The 14,647-nt window shown below is 56.6% G+C and carries 13 protein-coding genes and 1 pseudogene; 7 read left to right on the top strand and 7 right to left on the bottom strand.

The features are described 5' to 3' along the window. Positions 1-142 precede the first annotated feature (142 nt). The 3 genes from efp to IGS51_RS02715 all read left to right on the top strand — a co-directional run bounded on the left by efp (position 143) and on the right by IGS51_RS02715 (position 2,317). Entirely contained in the window at positions 143-706 is a 564-nt protein-coding gene (gene efp / locus IGS51_RS02725; protein WP_068510736.1) for an elongation factor P, read from the top strand. A gap of 49 nt (positions 707-755) precedes the next feature. Next, positions 756-1,247, top strand: a complete 492-nt coding sequence (gene accB, locus IGS51_RS02720; protein ID WP_297075586.1) for an acetyl-CoA carboxylase biotin carboxyl carrier protein — start codon at positions 756-758, stop codon at positions 1,245-1,247. 257 nt (positions 1,248-1,504) lie between these two features. Further along, positions 1,505-2,317, top strand: coding sequence for a DUF4079 domain-containing protein (locus IGS51_RS02715; RefSeq protein WP_297075584.1), 813 nt, complete (start codon positions 1,505-1,507; stop codon positions 2,315-2,317). A gap of 71 nt (positions 2,318-2,388) precedes the next feature. On the opposite strand, the gene IGS51_RS02710 is transcribed toward IGS51_RS02715, so the two are convergent. Beyond that, positions 2,389-3,264: a helix-turn-helix domain-containing protein gene (locus IGS51_RS02710; protein WP_297075582.1), complete on the bottom strand. Its 876-nt coding sequence runs from the start codon at positions 3,262-3,264 to the stop codon at positions 2,389-2,391. A 192-nt stretch (positions 3,265-3,456) separates the two neighbouring features. On the opposite strand from IGS51_RS02710, the gene IGS51_RS02705 reads away from it, so the two are divergent. Beyond that, positions 3,457-4,089, top strand: coding sequence for an FMN-dependent NADH-azoreductase (locus tag IGS51_RS02705; protein ID WP_297075579.1), 633 nt, complete (start codon positions 3,457-3,459; stop codon positions 4,087-4,089). A gap of 127 nt (positions 4,090-4,216) precedes the next feature. On the opposite strand, the gene IGS51_RS02700 is transcribed toward IGS51_RS02705, so the two are convergent. After that, entirely contained in the window at positions 4,217-5,527 is a 1,311-nt protein-coding gene (locus tag IGS51_RS02700; protein ID WP_297075576.1) for an MATE family efflux transporter, read from the bottom strand. A gap of 119 nt (positions 5,528-5,646) precedes the next feature. On the opposite strand from IGS51_RS02700, the gene IGS51_RS02695 reads away from it, so the two are divergent. Further along, positions 5,647-7,431, top strand: coding sequence for a M61 family metallopeptidase (locus IGS51_RS02695; protein ID WP_297075574.1), 1,785 nt, complete (start codon positions 5,647-5,649; stop codon positions 7,429-7,431). Positions 7,432-7,525: 94 nt separating this feature from the next. Then, complete coding sequence (locus IGS51_RS02690; protein WP_297075572.1) at positions 7,526-8,011, top strand: TerB family tellurite resistance protein; 486 nt, start codon at positions 7,526-7,528, stop codon at positions 8,009-8,011. Positions 8,012-8,059: 48 nt separating this feature from the next. Here IGS51_RS02690 and nadA read toward each other — a convergent pair whose 3' ends face one another. Beyond that, positions 8,060-9,022 (bottom strand): quinolinate synthase NadA, encoded by a 963-nt coding sequence (gene nadA, locus IGS51_RS02685; RefSeq protein WP_297075570.1) that lies wholly within the window; start codon positions 9,020-9,022, stop codon positions 8,060-8,062. Between the two features lie 461 nt (positions 9,023-9,483). Here nadA and IGS51_RS02680 point away from each other — a divergent pair, with 461 nt between their 5' ends. After that, the gene (locus tag IGS51_RS02680; protein WP_297075569.1) at positions 9,484-11,163 is read left to right on the top strand and encodes a SulP family inorganic anion transporter; all 1,680 of its coding nucleotides are present in this window, start codon (positions 9,484-9,486) and stop codon (positions 11,161-11,163) included. A 159-nt stretch (positions 11,164-11,322) separates the two neighbouring features. Here IGS51_RS02680 and IGS51_RS02675 read toward each other — a convergent pair whose 3' ends face one another. The 4 genes and pseudogenes from IGS51_RS02675 to IGS51_RS02660 form a co-directional block, all read right to left on the bottom strand. Then, positions 11,323-11,649, bottom strand: coding sequence for an MgPME-cyclase complex family protein (locus IGS51_RS02675; protein ID WP_172353443.1), 327 nt, complete (start codon positions 11,647-11,649; stop codon positions 11,323-11,325). Positions 11,650-11,755: 106 nt separating this feature from the next. Then, positions 11,756-12,481 (bottom strand): pyridoxine 5'-phosphate synthase, encoded by a 726-nt coding sequence (locus IGS51_RS02670; protein ID WP_297075566.1) that lies wholly within the window; start codon positions 12,479-12,481, stop codon positions 11,756-11,758. 157 nt (positions 12,482-12,638) lie between these two features. Continuing rightward, positions 12,639-14,240: an ABC transporter substrate-binding protein gene (locus tag IGS51_RS02665; RefSeq protein ID WP_297075564.1), complete on the bottom strand. Its 1,602-nt coding sequence runs from the start codon at positions 14,238-14,240 to the stop codon at positions 12,639-12,641. A gap of 29 nt (positions 14,241-14,269) precedes the next feature. Beyond that, a pseudogene (locus IGS51_RS02660) lies at positions 14,270-14,647 on the bottom strand (serine/threonine protein kinase); the annotation flags it as partial.

Here is a 14,647-nt window from a genome sequence, read left to right as displayed (position 1 = left end):
TCCCAGGTTTGCATGGCGGCGTTTGTGCGGTGGCGTTTGTGCGGTGGCGTTTGTGAGGCGGCGTTTTTAGCCCGCTGTCCACTGCGTCCCCCTCAAGCGGTACAATGTATCGTCGGTTGTTCTTCTCTCATCACCTCGATTCATGATTTCCAGCAACGACTTTCGTCCGGGCGTGAGCATTGTCCTCGATGGTTCTGTATGGCGCGTGGTGGAATTTCTCCATGTCAAGCCTGGTAAGGGGTCGGCGTTTGTGCGGACGAAGCTGAAAAATGCCCAAACAGGCAACGTGGTGGAACGCACCTTCCGCGCTGGGGAAACCGTCCCCCAGGCGATCTTGGAAAAAAGCGTGATGCAGCACACCTATAAAGAGGGTGATGATTACGTCTTTATGGACATGGAGAGCTACGAAGAAGGGCGGCTGACGGCGGCGCAAATTGGCGATCGCGTCAAATATTTGAAAGAGGGCATGGAAGTGAACGTCGTTCGCTGGGGCGACCAGGTGATGGAAGTGGAACTGCCCAACTCCGTCGTTTTGGAAATTATCGAAACAGACCCCGGCGTGAAGGGCGATACAGCGACGGGTGGCACCAAGCCCGCCATTGTGGAGACGGGCGCTCAGGTGATGGTGCCGCTGTTCATTGCCAAGGGCGAGCGCATCAAGATTGACACCCGCACCGATACTTATCTGGGGCGCGAAACCTCGTGAGTTTTGGCTGGCTTGCTGTGACCGCTGGTGACGTGGGGCGATAAAAACCGTGGAATTAAACTTTAATGAGATTCGTGAGCTTCTGTCTCTGCTAAACCAGACCGATTTGGCAGAGTTTACGTTGAAAAGCAGCGATTTTGAGCTGATTTTGCGGAAGCAGGGCAAAGAGAGCGATCGCCCAACGGTTGTCGAATCCGTCGATCCGGCCCGCTTCATGCCGCCCCCGGTCGCGCCCATTGCGCCCGCCGCGCCCCCGGCTGCTGCACTCCCCTCACCCCCATCCCCCCTGGCCACCGAAAAGCTGGTGGAGATTACCTCGCCAATTGTGGGCACGTTTTACAGCGCCCCTGCGCCGGATGAGCCGCCGTTTGTGAATGTGGGCGATCGCATTCGCAATGGGCAGACGGTATGCATCATCGAGGCGATGAAAATCATGAACGAAATCGAGGCCGAGGTAAACGGCGAAATCGTTGAAATTTTAGTGAAAAACGGTGACTCGGTAGAATTTGGGCAGGTGTTGATGCGGGTGAATCCTGGCTAAAGGCGATCGCCCTTCTTCAGGAATGCGTTCAATAAAGTGGGCTTTTCAATCAAGCGGGCTTTTAGTTTTTCAGAAACGGTTTTTTGAAAAGCGCTCAGCCCCCACGCAGCCGCTATTTTCTCAGTCAAAATTCATTTAGAATGCAGGCAGTTTCCCTAAGCTAATCCTGAATCTGGAGATCCAAGCGGCGTTGTGGTACGTAGTTGCTTCAGGATTGAAGGATTCAGGCTGCTGACCTAATGCGGATCTAACCTGCCATGAGTGTTGAAGATATCGCTACACTGCTGCATCCGGCGATCGCCGTTTTCTTTGTGTTCCCCCTGATTGGTGCGGTGGTGTACTTTGCCTGGCAAACCCGTCAGCGCCGCCTACAGCTTGTCGCCGGAGACAAGAGCAAGATTCCGCCCATCGTCGGCCCCGACCATTTCAAGCTGGGCAAATGGCTGAGCGCTTCTGTCGTGGGCATCACGCTGCTGGGCATGGCGCAGCCGATTTACAAAAAGCTCGTGCTAGACAGCGGCAACTGGGCGGCAAATTCCACCCGGTTTTACCTAATTCTGGGATTCTTTATTGCCACTATCGCCGCACTGGTGTTTCTCTATCGTGCTGCCTCGCTGAATCCGCAAACCGCCTGGTTCTGGCGGGCCCTGTTTGCTATGCTCACGGGGCTAGGGATGTGGATCATCGGCTTCCAAAAGTTTCAGGCTGGCGACGGAAATTTGTACGATCTTGTTTTTCGGCGCGATTTTGAGTGGCAGGTGTCGCATTTCTACTACGGCATGATCGCCGCCATGCTGATGATTTTTTCGCTGGCGATCGCCCCTGACATCTACAGCCGCGACAAAGAAAAAGCCCTGACCTGGCGTAGAGTCCACACCGCGCTCAATACCATTGCCCTGCTGTTTTTTGTCGGTCAGGCCCTGACCGGCCCCCGCGACCTACTAGAAATTCCCCTAAGCTGGCAAAAGTCCTACGTCGAGCAGCTTTATATCCAGAATTGCCAGACCCAGCCCTGCCAGGTGCAGGCCGCGCCCGCGGAAGAAGCGCCCCAGGGACAGGCAACCCCGTGATGGGATCGCGGGCGATCGCCCCTCCATCTCAGTCCACACGTATGTCTAGGCAATTCTGCGGGTGCGATTTTCTAGCGATCGCTGCGATAGCGACTGGGGGTGATTCCTGTCAATTTACGAAACTGCTGGGTCAGGTGGCTGTGGCTATTAAATCCGCAGCTGAGCGCAATTTCCATAATTGAATCATCGGTTTGTTTGAGCAGTCGTTTTGCCGTTTCGATGCGCTGCTGAAGCAAGTATTGATAGGGAGAAAGCCCGACCGATTGCTTGAACAAGCGACTAAAGTGAAACTGGCTAATGCCTAGCAGATTTGCCAGATCCGCCAGCTTAATCTCCTGATCTAAATGGTCATTGAGATAGTCCAAAACCTGGAGCAGTTGCTGTTGGCTCAGCCCACCTTCGTACTCCGAAATTTGAGCGGTTGTAGCGGCATAATGCCGAATCAAATGCACTGCCAAAACGTTGGTCAGCGAGTCGATGTAGAGTTTGCCGCCCAGACTTTGCTGCTGCAAATCGGTGAGCAGGAGTTGGGCGATCGCCTCCAGTTGGGCATCCCGAATCCGAAAGTCGTCAACCAGTTCTAGCCGGACTGCGGCGCTGCCCAGCGTTTCATAAGCCACCGTTTGCAAAAACTGAGACGGCAGCCGAATTTCCAAAAAGTGGTCGGCTTGCTGCCAGCGAGCAAACACTGGCACCCCCGCTGGAGTAATCGAAATATCACCTTTGCCATACAGCCCGGTAAATCTTTTACTGCCTTTGATCTGGAGAAACTGAACCGGGCGGGAGGACAGCGATAGACAAATGGTGTGTTCCTCAGGAAAGTGGCAAAATGCCTCGCCTGCGGGCGGCTGAAACTGCTTAACCAGGATATTTTCCCAGCCTAAATTGTCGCTCGACAAGACAGGCGCGTGATCCATTTGAGCGGGACGCAGGTCAGCAGATGTCATCGGGTCAGATTCACTCAATTACTTCGTATTGTAGGCATAATGCCACATTGATCGTTTTGGTCTGGACAGGTAGATCGGAGGCGATCGCCCGCCAAAAAATCACCGCAAGATTTTGACAGAACCGCAGGAATCAAATAGTTCCCCTTGGCGGACTTCTCTACGCTAGAGACGTTGACCCCCCCAGGAGGAATTATGGCTCATCTGCTGCATCTGGATTCGAGTCCGCGGGATGCGCGATCGCGCTCTCGCCAACTCACCCGCGAATTTGTCGAAGCCTGGAAGCAGGCTCATCCTGCCGATACTGTCACCTATCGAGACATCGGCCGCGATCCGCTCCCGCATGTCAGCGAGGCGTGGATTGCAGCGGCCTACACACCGCCAGATCAGCGCACGCCAGAGCTTTGGGAGGCCATTCATCTGAGCGATCGCCTGGTCGATGAGCTGCTGGCCGCAGATATCTGCATCATTGGCGTGCCTATGTATAACTTCAGCGTGCCCAGCACAATGAAAGCTTATATTGATCAGATTGTACGCATCGGGCGCACGTTTGAATTCACACCAGAGAATCCAGAAAACCCATATAAAGCGCTGGTGCAGAACAAGAAAATGTTCATCATCACGTCACGCGGAATCTCCGGCTATGGCCCAGGCGAGAAGTACGAGATGCTGAACTATCAAGACCCTTACTTGCGGGCAGTTTTCGGATTTATCGGCATCACCGATATTACGTTTATTGCCGTTGAAAATGAAGAGTCTGGAGAACGCAGCTTGGCTGAGTCAATCGCAAAGGCTCGCACGCAAATTGCTCAGCTTGCAGCACGCTAGCCGGATGCTAAATCACGATTCGGAACTTGCACAACTGGGTGGGCGATCGCCAGAAACACGAGTAGATTGCAGATGGCGGCATTGACAAATTCGAGCCAGTTCCCCGCTAATCTCATCCCGCTAATCTCTAGCAGCGCTCTAGGTAAGATTGCCGCAGCGCCCAGCCCAGCGTCACTGTGCGGGTTGCCATGAAACAAGTGAGCGCCAGCCACAGCAGCGCGTTGCTCTGAGTTTGCCAGGCGATCGCCGCGATGGGAGCGAATCCCAGCAGCGATGAGGCAAGGGCCGACTTTCGCAACACGTTTCCTGCCGTGATGCCGAGAAAATAGCCGTCGAGCATATACGCCAGGGAGCCGAAGCCCAGCAGCGGCAGCAGCCACCAGGCCGACTGGCGCACGCCCTCCAGCACGTCGGCATGATGCGTCAGCAGGCGAAACAGCGGTTGGGGCAACAGGGCAAACAGGAGGGCGATCGCCAGTCCGAGTCCCAGGCTCAGCGCTCCAGAGAGTTCCGCCAAGGCCCGCAGGCGATCGCGCTGGCCGCCGCCGTGAAATTGGCCCGCGTAGGTTTCGGTGGCAAAGGCGAGGCCATCGATGAAGTAGGCCGCCAGGGTCACCACCTGGAGCAGCAGTGTATTTGCCGCCAGCACGGTCGTTCCCACCGCAGCGCTGAGGTTAGTAAACACTGCAAACGTGGTAATCAGGGCAAAGGTGCGAATCACAATATTGCCGTTCAGCAGAACCAGGGACTTCAGCGCTGCCGCGTTCCAGATTTTGGGAAACACTGCCCGCACCTGCGTCCCAGACACCTCGCGGCTCAGCAGACCCAGCGCCACCCCCAGCATGGCGTACTGGCTCAGGGCCGTGGCCGCGCCTGCCCCTGCGCTGGCCCAGCCCCATCGCACAATCAGCCAGTAGTTCAGCACAACATTCACGCCATTGCTGACCGCCGACAGCAGCAGCACCGCCCGCCCCTTACCCCGTCCCAAAAACCAGCCCATCCACACCAGATTGAGCAGCGTCGCGGGTGCCCCCCAAATCATCGCGTTGTAATAGGCTCGCCCGGCCTGTTTTACCTCCGGTGCGGCGCTCAGCAGCGTAAAGCCAATCTCTCGCAGCGGCAGTTGCAGCAGCACAATCCCCAGCCCCACGGTCAGAGCGATCGCCCCACCCCGTAGCCCCGTCAGCAGCACTTCGTCCGCGTCGCCCCGGCCCACTGCCTGCGCCGTCGTGCCCGTTGTGCCCATCCGCAAAAAGCCAAAGGTCCAGTACAGATAGTTGAATAAAACGGTGGCGATCGCCACGCCCGCCAGATGCCGAATCTCTGCCAAATTGCCCAAAAACGCCAGATCCAGCAGCCCCGCCAGCGGCACCAGCAGATTCGACACCATGTTCACACCGGCCAGTTGCAGGAACGAGAGCCAAAAGGGGTAGCGCATGGCAGGGGGTGGGGTTCAGAGTTAGGACTGAGAGAATTTTCGGTGACTTTGGAGGGCGATCGCCTAGACTAGACAGAATACCAGCAGTCTAGCAACTCGTTTTTCAACTCATCCCGCCCATGACCGCTACTCAAGTTCAGCCCTACACCGCCAGCGCCACCACAGTCCAGCTTCACTACACCGTCGCCATGCCCCAGCCAGAGACGCACCTGTTCGAGGTGACGCTGCGGGTTTCTGGCTGGCAACAGACCACGCTCGATCTCAAAATGCCCGTGTGGACCCCCGGCTCCTACCTGATTCGGGAATACTCACGGCATGTGCAGGATTTTTCTGTAGACTCTGGACTGACATGGGAGAAGATTAGCAAAAACCACTGGCGAGTTCACGCAAACGGCCCGTCAGAGATCACGCTGAAGTATCGCGTATTTGCCAATGAACTGACCGTCCGCACGAACCATCTCGACACGACTCACGGATACTTCAACGGCGCAGCGCTGTTCTTCTTTGTGCCAGGGTTCGAGCGTCAGCCCATTCGAGTGACGATCGTGCCGCCCAAGCCATCGTGGAAAATCGCAACCACGCTGCCAGCCGTGTCGGGTGAGGCAAACACCTTTGAAGCTGCTGACTTTGATACGCTGGTGGATACGCCTGTGGAGGTGGGCATCCACGATCGCCACGAATTTAGCGTGCTGGGTAAGCCCCACGAGTGGGTGATCTGGGGAACGGGCAACTACGACGCGGCAGATTTAATTCAAGACACCACGCGAATTGTGGAAGTGGAAGCAGCGCTATTCGGCGGGCTGCCCTACGAGCGCTATCTGTTTTTGCTGCATTTGTCGTCTCAGGGCTATGGCGGGCTGGAGCATAAAGACTCCTGCACCCTGAACTACGGGCGTTTCAGCTTCCGAGCTAGGGAGAAATACAACCGCTTTATGCAGTTGGTGGCACACGAATTTTTTCACCTCTGGAACGTGAAGCGGATTCGTCCGAAGGCGCTGGAAGTCTTTGATTATGAATCGGAAAATTACACGCCGTCGCTTTGGTTTTGCGAAGGGACGACCAGCTTTTATGATCTGGCAATTCCCTTTCGGGCGGGACTGTATGATGCAAAGACCTATCTCAAAGAATTGAGCAAGGAGATCACGCAGTTTCTCACGATTCCTGGACGCAAAGTGCAGCCGCTGAGTGAATCCAGTTTTGATGCGTGGATCAAGCTCTATCGCCGCGATGCAAATAGCAACAACAACCAGATCTCTTACTATCTCAAGGGCGAAATGGTGTCGCTGCTGCTGGATTTGCAGATTCGCGCCAAGCACCAAAACGGGCGATCGCTCGATGATGTCATGCGGCTGATGTGGCAGCGGTTTGGGCGGGATGAAATTGGCTTTACGCCGGAGGAGCTAGAAGGGGCGATCGCCGCTGTTGCCGAAACTGACCTCACCGACTTTTTCCACCACGCGCTGCACACCACCGAAGAATTGCCCTTTGACGAATACCTGCATCCGTTTGGGCTGTGCCTGCAACCCGACGACGTGAGCAGCGCCCCGCCCAGTCTGGGCATCACCGCCCGCGCCGAAAATGGCAAAACCACGATTCAGTTCATCGAAATGGGCGCACCTGCCCAGCAAGCCGGCCTCGACATTGGCGACGAGCTACTGGCGCTGGACGGGCTGCGGGTGTCGGCGGAGCAGTTGGGCGATCGCCTGCAAAACTACCGACCTGGCGACACAGTGCAGGTCACGGTCTTTCATCAAGACGAACTCCGCACCCTTCCCGTCACCCTCGACCCGCCCTCCCCCAGCAGTTTCAAGCTTACGCCCCTGCCGTCTGCCAACGATGCTCAAAAGGCACTTCTGCGGGGCTGGCTGGGTATCGACTGGGAAACGCTGTGTAACGTCATGTAACCAACTCTGGACAAGAAGCTTAAGCTCCAAGGCTCTCCGAATGGGGTGTGGTACTGTCTGAAAAAATTCCTCCATCACACTTGAGGAGATCTCTATGCCGCTACAGACACCGCCGCCACCGTCCATCAGTCCCAGCCAAATGACTCTGCTCCGCGTTGTTGCAGCGATGGCCTGGGCCGATGGCAACCTCGCCGAAGAAGAAGTAGATGTGATGCTCGACAGCTTTAGCGGACTCTTTGCAGCCGATGCGCCCCAAAAGGAAGAATTGCGGAAGGAGTTGCGGGATTACGTCATGCAAAATATTCCGCTGGAGGAACTCATTCCCAAACTGCAAACGATTGAGGAGCGGGAACTGGTACTGCGCCTGGGCTATGCTGTGATCAACTCCAGCGCCCGCACGCCTGATGAGGAACTCGTCAACGCTGAAGAAGCCGAAGCCTACCAGCGGCTTGTAAATCTGCTGGGCTTTGCGCCAGAAACGGTGAAGCGTGTGGAAGAAGAGGCGATCGCCGACCTGTCGCAAAGCGAAGGGCTGATCGAACGCCTCACCCGCCACCTGGGCGACTTCATTGGTCACTAAGCGTCCTTGTCCACCGACCCTAGCTCATCCTTTCCTAGCCCATCATCTCTAGCTCATCTCCAACATGCGCTGAATCGGTCTGAGCGCCGCCGCCTGAATCTCCTCGGATAGAGTAATTTCGGGCCGGCGGTTTTTCATGCAGAGATACAGCTTCTCTAGCGTATTCAGCCGCATGTGCGGACACTCGTTGCAGGCGCACTGGTTCAGCGGTGGCGCAGGGATGAAGGTCTTGCCAGGTTCCGCCTTTTGCATCTGGTGAATAATGCCCGGTTCCGTCGCTACGATGAAAGTGCGGCTCTCGCTTTTCTGGCAATAGCCGAGCAGCGCGGTGGTAGAGCCGATGTAGTGGGCGTGGCGCAGAACGGCGGGTTCGCATTCGGGATGGGCGATGACTTCTGCTTCGGGATGCTCGATTTGCAACTGCACAATCTTGCGTTCCGAAAAGGTTTCATGCACCATGCAGCTTCCCTGCCACAGCACCATCTCGCGCCCGGTCTGCTCCATGACATAGCGCCCTAGGTTGCGATCGGGGGCAAAGATGATGGGCTGATCAGGGGGAATCTGCTGCACGATCTTTACCGCATTGGAACTGGTGCAGATAATATCGCTGAGGGCTTTGATGTCTGCGGTGCAGTTGATATAGGACACGACAAGGTGATCCAGATGCGCCGCTTTGAACGCCGCAAAGGCATCGGCCGGGCAGCTATCTGCCAGGGAACAGCCTGCCTCTAGGTCGGGCAGCAGCACCAGCTTGTGCGGATTCAAAATCTTCGCTGTTTCTGCCATGAAATGCACCCCTGCAAACACGATCACGTCTGCATCGGTGCTAGCGGCCTGCTGCGACAACCCCAGCGAGTCGCCAATGTAGTCGGCAATGTCTTGAATATCGGGATCTTGATAATAGTGCGCCAGGATGACCGCATTGAGTTCGCGCTTGAGATCGGCGATCGCCCCAAACAAATCCCTGGGCAGCGTCTCAGAATTTTGGTAAGAAAAAACAGTTTGTAGCACAGTTTACGGACTTTCCAGGTAGTCATTGGATAGCAGGCATGAATTAATTATAGTCGTTTTCACCATAAAAGGGGCAGCGACGACTCAGGACAAGTTGCCAGCTTAGAGGGACAGAGATTTGGAGGGACAGAGATTTGGTGAATTCACCCACCACTTTAGAAATGCTCAGGAATTCTTATCAATCAGTGCTTTACGTTATCCAGCGAACACTATACGCTTATTCATAGCCTGAGTTCTATTAAAAATCTGATTTCCATAGACTAAATACTATTATTTTGATTCATTCACGACCCCATCTCCACTTAGAAATTCTTATCAGGTCAATGCTTTACGTTGAGCATCGAACACTATACCCTTGGGTGATAGTTCAAAGTCTATGAATAAAAGACAAAATATAGACTAAAGACTATGCGATCGATTGAGTTCGCCAATGGTGCATTAGATCTTTCATCCTTATCCCTATGCAAATTACCAATCACATCCACTTCAGGAACTTGCGGGGTGATTTCTTTGGTGGCTTGACCACCGCTATCGTCTCTTTGCCTCTGGCGCTGGCGTTCGGCGTGGCTTCTGGTGCTGGCCCCGTCGCCGGACTCTACGGCGCAGTCTGTGTGGGTTTTTTCGCAGCGCTGTTTGGCGGCACGCCGACGCTCATTTCAGAACCCACCGGCCCGATGACCGTGATTACGACATCCGTAATCGCCTCGCTGGTGGCCACTGATCCAGAACACGGACTGGCGATGGCCTTTACAGTGGTTATGCTGGCAGGCATTTTTCAAATCCTGTTTGGTGTGTTCAAGTTGGGCAAGTACGTTACGCTCATGCCCTACAGCGTCATTTCAGGCTTTATGTCGGGTATTGGCGTGATTCTAGTGATTCTGCAAATCGCGCCATTTCTGGGACAGAAAGCTCCCAAGGGTGGAGTGCTGGGAACAGTCACGAATTTGCCGACGCTGCTGGCCAACATCAACCCCCCAGCGGCTATTCTCGGCGGGTTGACGCTGGCGATCATTTTTCTATGGCCGCGCAAGCTTAAGCGCTATGCCCCGCCGCAGCTTGTGGCGCTGATTGTAGGCACGCTGGCATCACTGATGCTGTTTCCGGGGGCGGATATTCCGCGTATTGGCGAAATTCCAATGGGTCTGCCCACCCTACAGGTGCCGACGTTTACGCCCGGTCTGATGACCAAAATGCTGGTTGATGGAGCCATGCTAGGAATGCTGGGCTGCATTGATACGCTGCTGACGGCGGTGATTGCCGACAGCCTCACCCGCACAGAACACAACTCCAACAAGGAGTTGATTGGTCAGGGCATTGGCAACTTGGTGTCGGGTCTGTGCGGCGGGCTGCCGGGTGCGGGTGCAACGATGGGCACGGTGGTCAATATTCAAACGGGCGCGAGAACTGCCCTGTCGGGACTAACGCGGGCGGCAATTTTGCTGATCGTAGTTCTTTGGGCGGCGCAGTATACTCGCGCAATCCCGATGGCTGTGTTGGCGGGGATTGCCCTCAAGGTCGGGATTGACATTCTGGACTGGAGCTTTTTGAAGCGATCGCACAAGGTTTCGACCCGCGGCTCCATCATCATGTATGGTGTGCTGCTGCTGACCGTGTTTGTGGATTTGATTGTGGCGGTTGGCGTGGGTGTGTTTATTGCCAATATCCTGACGATCGAGCGTCTTAGTGAGCTGCATTCTCAGGAAGTCAAGGTTATCAGCGACACGGATGATGATGTGGTGCTGAATGACGAAGAAAAGCGCCTGCTGGACGAGGCAAACGGTCGTGTGCAGTTGTTCTATCTGAGCGGGCCGATGATCTTTGGGGTGTCGAAGGCGATCGCCCGCCAGCATAACACCCTGGCCGACTGCGACGCGCTGGTGATGGATCTGAGCGACGTGCCTCACATGGGCGTGACTGCCTCGCTGGAAATTGAAAACGCGATTCGCGATGCGGTGGAGAAGGGTCGCCAAGTCTACCTCGTTGGCGCAGCGGGCAAGGTCAAGCGCCGTCTGGAAAAGCTCGGTGTTTTTAACCTGCTGCCCCACGATCACCTGTTTACCGACCGCACAGATGCGTTGCGGATGGCAGTGAGTACGGTCAGCAGCTATCCCAAGGGACTAGGCCATCGCTCTATTTCATAGCGTCTGATTCGCGTTCATAGCGTTTGATTCGCGTTTTATTCACAGCGTTTTACAGAAATCCGTTCCCTTCCAAAACGGTGAGTCACCCCGGATTCTTCAAAGAGATCCGGGGTTTTTTGTGCTTTTCGTATCGAGTTTTGAATGTTCTCTAGACATCCTCTAGACGGCGGACAGGGATGCCAGCGGATCGGGAATCGTCGCCGAAGGAGCCTCGAACTGGCCAACCAGCACATATTCATGGCGCAGCTTGAGCCAGGTAATCATCTGCGGGTTCGTCGAAATCACCGCCACCGCAGGGCGGGGACACTTTGCCTTGAATTCGCTCATCTCCGGTGCTTCTAGAAACGCAGGCTCACGCACCAGCCAAAAATCAATTTCTTTGCCCGTTTCGGCATAGTGGCGAGTGCGCTCGCGCAGCGACTCATCAAGCGGCTCCTCTTGGAGCAAAAATTTTTCACTGGCCAGGATGAAGTGATAGGTGGTCATGAGAGGTATTGGGATATTTGAAGAATAAAGGGTTGGAGCAAGGGTTGGGATTGGGTTAAGAGAAGGAAACTGGCACTTGTAGCTTTGTTCTCCATCGCTCATTTTCTCATCCCGGCAGCCCCAGCATGGCCTGTTTCATCTCGCGGATGGCCCGATCCATACCCACAAGGACAGCACGGCTGATGATGCTATGGCCGATGTTGAGTTCCTCCATACCGGGAAACTGGGCGATGGGGCGCACGTTCCAGTAGGTGAGTCCATGTCCTGCATTGACCCGCAGCCCAGCGGCGATCGCCCGTTCACAGCCCCGCGCCAGCATCGCCAGTTCGTGGGCGTGGCTTTGCTCGTCATGGGCTTCCGCATAGCGGCCTGTGTGCAGTTCGATAAACTGCGCCCCCACAGCAGCGGAAGCGTCGATCTGGGCTGCGTCGGCATCAATGAACAGGCTGACGGGAATGCCCGCCGCTTGCAGCGTGCTGACGACGTGCAGCATCCGGTCTTTTTGTCCGGCGATGTCGAGGCCGCCTTCGGTGGTCACTTCCTCGCGGCGTTCTGGCACGAGTGTTACGTAATCGGGACGAATGTCGAGGGCGATCGCCACCATCTCGTCTGTGGCTGCCATCTCTAGGTTCAGATGGGTCCGCACCGTCTGCCGCAGCAGCCGCACATCCCGGTCTTGAATATGCCGCCGATCTTCCCGCAGGTGAACCGTAATGCCATCGGCCCCGGCTAGCTCTGCCAGCACGGCCGCCGCTACCGGATCGGGTTCCACCGTGCGCCGCGCCTGCCGAATTGTGGCGACGTGATCAATATTGACACCCAGCGTAGGCAAGGCTAAACGCTCCAACTCATTAAGATTTTATTGGATCACCTTATTGGATCACCTTATTGGATCACAGCAGGGCATCCAGCGGACACAGCCGCCCTGCCCTCCTCCATCATGCCACCATCATGCCATGCCAAGGCCCAGGGATTGGCGTGAAAGTATCCTAACCGACGGCATTGGGCGCTGGGGGCGCATCGGAGGCGGGGGGTTCTACAGGATTGGACGGCGGCGCGGGTACAGGGAAAGGTTGCGGTGCTGGGCTGGGCGCTGAGACGGGAATAGAGTCGGGGGCTAGTTGGGGAACTGGTTGGGGGACTGGCGCAGGCAGGGCAGCAGGCAGGGCGTGGCCCAGTGGCACAAAGTCAAACCCAAAGCCCGATCGCAGGCCAGGCTGCACTGTCACCAACTGCACGCCCTGGTTGCGATCGCCCGTTGGCAAAAATCGCACCGTTCCTGTCGCGCCGCTGGCAAAAAAGTCAGGGGAGCGGAGCACCTGCTGCACACCCGCGCGGTTCGGGGCCTGCTCCAGCGCGGCAATCAGCGTTTGGACCGCATCGTAGGCCGTGGCGGTGCGCCAGTTCACGTCGCCTCGCCAAAGCTGGCGCGATCGCTCCACAAACGCCGCCTGCGACGCAGACAGAATATGCCACGGCACTGCCACCACCATGCCCACAGACTCCGGCCCGCCCACCTCCAGCGTCTTCGGCGCGTATACATCGCCGCCCGCCAGCAGAGGCAGTCGCCCGCCATTCGTCCGCACCACTTGCAGCGTCCGGTCAAGCTGGTCGCCATCGGTCAGCAGCACCAGCGCCGTCGCGCCTTGGGACGTTGCCTGCTGAATGCTGTCTGCGGCGCTAAAGGTAGACTGCGACACGTCGATTTCTCGCACCACTAGCCCCCCGCCGAGAGAGAGTGCCGTCCCAAATTCTGCCTTGAGCGACTGGCTGTAGCGGCTGCGCGAGTCGAAAAAGACGGCGGCTTTTTGCTGCCTCATTTGGTTGAGTAAGTGATCAGCCAGGGCGCGGGCGGTCACAAAATCGCTGGGCACGGTGCGATAGGTATAGGCTCCAGCATGGGCTAGTTCAACGGCGGTGCTGAGGGGCGAAATGGCAACCAGTTGCTCCGCTTCGTAAATCTCCGCAGCCGCCAGAGTTGCCTCGGCGCTGGCGTGGCCAACCACACCCAACACGGCAGGATTGGCAGCCAAGGCCTGGGCGATCGCCCTTGCCACAGCAGGACGGTTTTCGTCATTGGCAATGATCACCCGCAGCAGCACGCCGCCAATGCCGCCCCGCTGGTTAACTTCCTGCTGCGCCTGGGCCACACCCCGCAGCACCTCCAGCGAACTGTTCAAGTCCTGGCTGAGGGGCACGGAGACGGCGATCGCATAGGCTGGGTTTGCGCCAATCTGGGCGTTGTTCAGGTAAATCAGCGCCTCTGGATCGTTGGGCGTGGATTGGAGCGCGGCGGCAAAGTAGGCAGCGGCCTGGCGAGAATTTCCAGCGGCGATCGCCTGCACGCCCTGATGCTTCTCTGGCGACGCGCCCGCCTGAATCAACAGCCGCTCGCCGCTGCTGATGCGCCCTAGCACCTCGTTGGGCGAGAGTCCGTCTGGCTCTGTAGGACGCAGCCGAGTGCTAACCGACAGCAAATGCGCCGTTTTCAGATGATCTGCCGACCACCACAGCCCCATCATCACCACGCCCAGCGTGATTAACAGTGAAAGGACAAATGCCGGTGTTTCCGTTTCCCGTTGGCTAGACATACTTTTTTACAAGGGCGATGCACCCGCCGCTACAAGACTCGCGACAGCGCCAGATAAACCAGTCTGAATATAATTCCGACGAAAACGGCCAGCAGTCCGGCAAAAATGGCCAACATGAAAATATTGGGTAGCGACGGCGCAGCAATAATCGCTAGCCCTCTTCTAAGCGGCGTAAACGCCACCAGCGCCAGCGTGATCCCTGCAATGATGAGCAGATCGTTGCGCTCGATCCAGCGGCGCGATTGGGCAAAAATCAGCCCCACCACGATTCCCAGCAGCGGCACCCAAAATACCGGACTGACAATCGTCGTCCCCAGCAGGCTGAGCAGGGCGATCGCCACTAGCCCGCCCTCAAAACCCGTGAACAGCGCCCCACCCAAAAACTCCATGAGCGAAAACGGCGCAAC

The sequence above is a fragment of the Thermoleptolyngbya sp. M55_K2018_002 genome, assembly GCF_015295965.1.
In the GTDB taxonomy this organism is placed as follows: domain Bacteria; phylum Cyanobacteriota; class Cyanobacteriia; order Elainellales; family Elainellaceae; genus Thermoleptolyngbya; species Thermoleptolyngbya sichuanensis.
Note: the sequence above shows the minus strand (reverse complement) of the source record. Positions and strands in the feature narration are given on the sequence as shown.

What these genes read in the sequence shown, in the direction of transcription:
- IGS51_RS02700 (WP_297075576.1), bottom strand. Translation starts at nt 5,527, where the DNA reads ATGCGCTACCCCTTTTGGCTCTCGTTCCTGCAACTGGCCGGTGTGAAC.
- IGS51_RS02695 (WP_297075574.1), top strand. Translation starts at nt 5,647, where the DNA reads ATGACCGCTACTCAAGTTCAGCCCTACACCGCCAGCGCCACCACAGTC.
- efp (WP_068510736.1), top strand. Translation starts at nt 143, where the DNA reads ATGATTTCCAGCAACGACTTTCGTCCGGGCGTGAGCATTGTCCTCGAT.
- IGS51_RS02680 (WP_297075569.1), top strand. Translation starts at nt 9,484, where the DNA reads ATGCAAATTACCAATCACATCCACTTCAGGAACTTGCGGGGTGATTTC.
- IGS51_RS02705 (WP_297075579.1), top strand. Translation starts at nt 3,457, where the DNA reads ATGGCTCATCTGCTGCATCTGGATTCGAGTCCGCGGGATGCGCGATCG.
- IGS51_RS02690 (WP_297075572.1), top strand. Translation starts at nt 7,526, where the DNA reads ATGCCGCTACAGACACCGCCGCCACCGTCCATCAGTCCCAGCCAAATG.
- IGS51_RS02675 (WP_172353443.1), bottom strand. Translation starts at nt 11,649, where the DNA reads ATGACCACCTATCACTTCATCCTGGCCAGTGAAAAATTTTTGCTCCAA.
- IGS51_RS02710 (WP_297075582.1), bottom strand. Translation starts at nt 3,264, where the DNA reads ATGACATCTGCTGACCTGCGTCCCGCTCAAATGGATCACGCGCCTGTC.
- IGS51_RS02715 (WP_297075584.1), top strand. Translation starts at nt 1,505, where the DNA reads ATGAGTGTTGAAGATATCGCTACACTGCTGCATCCGGCGATCGCCGTT.
- IGS51_RS02665 (WP_297075564.1), bottom strand. Translation starts at nt 14,240, where the DNA reads ATGTCTAGCCAACGGGAAACGGAAACACCGGCATTTGTCCTTTCACTG.